This window comes from uncultured Caulobacter sp., from assembly GCF_937900395.1.
GTDB lineage: Bacteria > Pseudomonadota > Alphaproteobacteria > Caulobacterales > Caulobacteraceae > Caulobacter.
In genome coordinates this window covers 1-3,827 of the sequence record NZ_CALCDX010000110.1, presented here as the reverse complement: position 1 = coordinate 3,827, position 3,827 = coordinate 1, and the positions used below count along the sequence as shown (strand labels likewise).

Genomic DNA, 3,827 nt, shown 5'->3' with positions numbered 1-3,827 from the left:
TGGCCGGGGATGTGCTTGATGATCGGCAGCACGCCGCCGGCCAGCAGGCCCTCGGCGGCGGCTCGACCGAGCGTCGCCACCTGCTCGGGCGTGTCGCCATAGGCGCGGTCGCCGATGATCTCGTGGCCTTGCGGATCCGGCACGTCCAGCACCGGCACGCAGTCGACGTTGATGCCGAGGGCATGCAGGTCGTGGGCGATCAACCGCGCGCCAAGACGGGTGACTTCTCGGGCGACCAGAGGATCGTTGGCGACCAGCTCGCCATAGGCGCGGCCCGGCGGATAGGTCCGCCAGTGCGGCGGCTGCAGGCGCGCGACGCGACCGCCCTCCTGGTCGATCAGGATCGGCGCGTCGGGCCGGCCGACCGTTTCGCGCAGGGCGGCGGTGAGGGCCCGGACCTGGTTGGGGTCGGCGATGTTGCGCTTGAAGAGGATGAAGCCCCAGGGCTTCACGTCCTTGAAGAAGGCGGCCTCCTCGGCCGTCAGCGTGGTCCCGGCGCAGCCGAGGATGGCGGCGGAAGGGGCGCCCATCAGCAGGCTCATTTGACGAAGCAGGACTTGCCCGAGGCCGAGATGGCCTCGCAGAAGGCCTTGGCGGCTTCACGGGTCGGGAAGCCGGTGACCGAGGTGCGGTAGAGGGTCACGCCGTTCTTGTCGACGGCCTCGACCTTCTTGCCCTTGCCGGCGGCGAGGCCGGGGGCTAGGCGCACCGCGTCGGTCCAGGCCTTGTCGGCCAGGGCCGGCGACGACAGCGCGCCGATCTGCACCGAGGCGGGGCCGGTGGCGGTCGCGACGGGCTTCGGCGCGGCGGCGGCCGGAGCGGCGGCGACCGGCTTGGGAGCAGGCGGCGCGGCGGCGGCTACCTGGACCGGCTTCGGCGCGGGCTTGGGGGCCACGGCGTCGGTCGCCAAAGACTCGATGGTCGGCGCGGCGGCCGGCTTGGCCGGCGGCAAGGCGGCGGTTTGCACCGGGGCGGTCGGCAGCGGAACGGCCGGACGCGGCTGCGGCGTCTCGGGCGGCGCGGCAAAGGTCGCCGACGGCTGCGCGTCCTCGCTGTGATAAATTTGCAGGCCGGCGGCCGGGTCCTGCGGCTGGCTGTTGGCCGGCGGCGGGACCTTCATCTCGGCGACTTCGGTCCCGACGGCGGGCGGCGGCTCGTTCGGATTGCGGATGCCGCCGCGATAGACCAGCGCCACGCCGACGACCAGCGTAACCAACACCACCGCGCTGATGATCAGGGTCATGGGCAGTGGGCGCGCGCCGCGCACGGGCTGACGCGCGTCGAACGACAGAGGCGCGTCGGTGGGCGGCGTATAGGCCCCGCGGTGCGGATCGGACATCTTAAGCTAAGCTCCAAAAACTCGGGCGCGGATCGAAGGCCTCGAATCGGGCGCGCCGGCCTTTAGGTTACCCCAAGGCCGCACCGTCCCAGAAGCATTCGCGCCGCTCAGTTGCGGGACAAGCCGCGCTCATCCCCGCCGCTCGCCCGACGCTCAGGAAGCTTAGTTCCAGACGTCGAGATGAAACAGCTTGCGGTGCTCTTCTATCGCGAAGCGGTCGGTCATGCCCGCGATGTAGTCGCACACCACGCGCGCCCTGCCCGCTTCGTCGCGGTTCTGCGACTTGGCGAACCAGCAGGTCGGAAGGACCTCCGGCTCTTTGAGGAATAGCGCGAACATTTCGCCGAGAATACGGCGGGCCTGGCTGCGCGTGCGATTGACGCGCCAGTGGCGGTACATCCGCTCGTAGAGGAACGAGCGCAGCCGGGCCAGATCCTCGGCCATGTCCGGCGAGAAAGCGACCAGCGCGTGGTCCAGGGCCCGCACGTCGTCGGCCGACTGCACGCCGCTGGCGGCGGCGCGCTGCAGGGTCTCGCCCATGACGTCGTCGACCATCGCCCCGATCATGCGGCGCACGGCCTCCAAGTGGGTCAGGCGCGGATCGAGATCCGGCCGCTCGCTCTTCACCGCGAACAGGATCGGGCCGATCAGCGGCACGTCCATCAGCTCGTCCAGGGTGAACAGGCCGGCGGTCACGCCGTCGTCCACGTCGTGATTGTTGTAGGCGATGTCGTCGGCCAGGGCGGCGACCTGGGCCTCGGCCGAGGCCCAGCTATCCAGGCCCAGCTCGTACTCGTTGTCGTACTTGGAGATCGCCTTCCAGGACGGCTTGCCCAGCTTATTCGTGACCGGCCCGTTGTGCTTGATGATCCCTTCCAGGGTCTCCCAGGTCAGGTTCAAACCCAGGAAGTCCGGATAGCGGTGCTCCAGCTCGGTCACGACCCGGAACGTCTGGACGTTATGGTCGAAGCCGCCGTAGTCGCGCATCTGAATCTCGAGCTCGTCCTCGCCGGCGTGGCCGAACGGCGGATGGCCCAGGTCGTGGCCGAGCGCGATGGTCTCGGCCAGGTCGCTGTCGAGGCCCAGCGCCGTCGCCAGCGAGCGCGCCACCTGCGCCACTTCCAGCGAGTGGGTCAGGCGGGTGCGGAAATTGTCGCCCTCGTGCGCCACGAAGACCTGGGTCTTCTCCTTCAGGCGGCGGAAGGCCGAGGTATGGATGATGCGGTCGCGGTCGCGGGCGAACGGCGTCCGGGTGCGGCTCTCGTCTTCCTTGAAGCGACGGCCCTTCGACTTGAACGGATCTTCGGCGTACGGCGCGCGCGGGACGAAGTACGGGACCTGAGACATAAACCGCCTTTATCGCGTTGGTCGATTTGGCCCCTTCCGAAGAGGCCGCGACACCCTCATATAGGGCGAAGGTGACTTTTCCACAGCCATGACCCAAACAGACTTAACGCTTTCCGAAAACGCCGCTCGTCGGATCAAGGCCATTGGCGAGAGCGAGGGCCGCCCGCTGATGCTGCGCATCGCGGTGGACGGCGGCGGCTGCTCGGGCTTCCAGTACCGCTTCGACCTGGTCGACTCCGTCGAGGAGGACGACCTGAAGATCGAGCGCGACGGCGCGGCGGCCCTGGTGGACGTCGTTTCCCTGGCCCTGCTGAAGGGCTCGGAGATCGACTTCGTCGACGAACTGGCCGGCGCGGAGTTCCGGGTCCGCAACCCCAACGCCAAGTCCAGCTGCGGCTGCGGCGTCAGCTTCTCGATCTAAGCCGAACGCGGCGCCTTGAGCCGCTTAGCCCGGGGCCCTAGCTTCCGGACTCACTTCGGAGTCCTCGATGCGCATCGCCACCTGGAACGTCAATTCGGTCAACGCCCGCCTGGAGCGTGTCCTGGGCTGGTTCGAGGCCGAGGCGCCCGACGTCGCGGTGTTGCAGGAGATCAAGTGCGTCGATGAGAAGTTCCCGGCCGAGGCGTTCGAGCGCCTGGGCTACAACGTCGTCGTCCACGGCCAGAAGACCTATAACGGCGTCGCCCTGCTTTCGAAGCACCCCGTCGAGGACGTCCGCAAGGGCCTGCCCTTCCTGTCCGAAGACGAGGTCGACGAGCAGGCCCGCTATGTCGAGGCGGTGATCGGCGCGCCGACGCCGTTCCGCGTCGCCGGCATCTACCTGCCCAACGGCAATCCGATTGGGACCGAGAAGTTCGACTACAAGCTCGCCTGGATGCGGCGCCTGCAGGCGCACGCCCAGGGCCTGCTGGCCTTCGAGGAGCCGCTGGTCATCGCCGGCGACTATAATGTGATCCCCGAGGCGCAGGACGTCGCCAATCCCGAGGCGTGGCTGGGCGACGCCCTGTTCCGCCCCGAGAGCCGCGCCGCCTTCCGCGCCTTGAAAAACCTGGGCCTGACCGACGCCTATATGCAGGCCGACGGCGCGCCGGGCGGCTACACCTTCTGGGACTATCAGGCCGGCGCCTGGCAGCGGAACCT

5 protein-coding genes are annotated in these 3,827 nt (G+C 68.8%); 2 read left to right on the top strand and 3 right to left on the bottom strand.

The genetic code is table 11. The features are described 5' to 3' along the window. From Q0379_RS09520 to Q0379_RS09510, 3 genes are all read right to left on the bottom strand, one after another. On the bottom strand, positions 1-542 hold a 542-nt coding region (locus Q0379_RS09520), incomplete at its 3' end, for a glycoside hydrolase family 3 N-terminal domain-containing protein (protein WP_299007580.1). Continuing rightward, a complete protein-coding gene (locus tag Q0379_RS09515) occupies positions 539-1,339 on the bottom strand; it encodes an SPOR domain-containing protein (protein WP_299007575.1) in 801 nt (266 codons plus the stop codon). The genes Q0379_RS09520 and Q0379_RS09515, both read right to left, overlap by 4 nt. A gap of 162 nt (positions 1,340-1,501) precedes the next feature. After that, complete coding sequence (locus tag Q0379_RS09510; RefSeq protein WP_299007573.1) at positions 1,502-2,686, bottom strand: deoxyguanosinetriphosphate triphosphohydrolase; 1,185 nt, start codon at positions 2,684-2,686, stop codon at positions 1,502-1,504. An 88-nt stretch (positions 2,687-2,774) separates the two neighbouring features. Here Q0379_RS09510 and erpA point away from each other — a divergent pair, with 88 nt between their 5' ends. Beyond that, on the top strand, positions 2,775-3,107 hold the full coding sequence (erpA, locus tag Q0379_RS09505; RefSeq protein WP_099538832.1) for an iron-sulfur cluster insertion protein ErpA: 333 nt from the start codon (positions 2,775-2,777) through the stop codon (positions 3,105-3,107). A 67-nt stretch (positions 3,108-3,174) separates the two neighbouring features. Next, positions 3,175-3,827 (top strand): exodeoxyribonuclease III (locus Q0379_RS09500; RefSeq protein ID WP_299007565.1); only part of this gene is annotated, 653 nt, incomplete at its 3' end.

Excerpts from the sequence above, each read along its gene's own strand:
- Q0379_RS09515 (WP_299007575.1), bottom strand. The coding sequence starts at position 1,339 with ATGTCCGATCCGCACCGCGGGGCCTATACGCCGCCCACCGACGCGCCT.
- Q0379_RS09510 (WP_299007573.1), bottom strand. The coding sequence starts at position 2,686 with ATGTCTCAGGTCCCGTACTTCGTCCCGCGCGCGCCGTACGCCGAAGAT.
- erpA (WP_099538832.1), top strand. The coding sequence starts at position 2,775 with ATGACCCAAACAGACTTAACGCTTTCCGAAAACGCCGCTCGTCGGATC.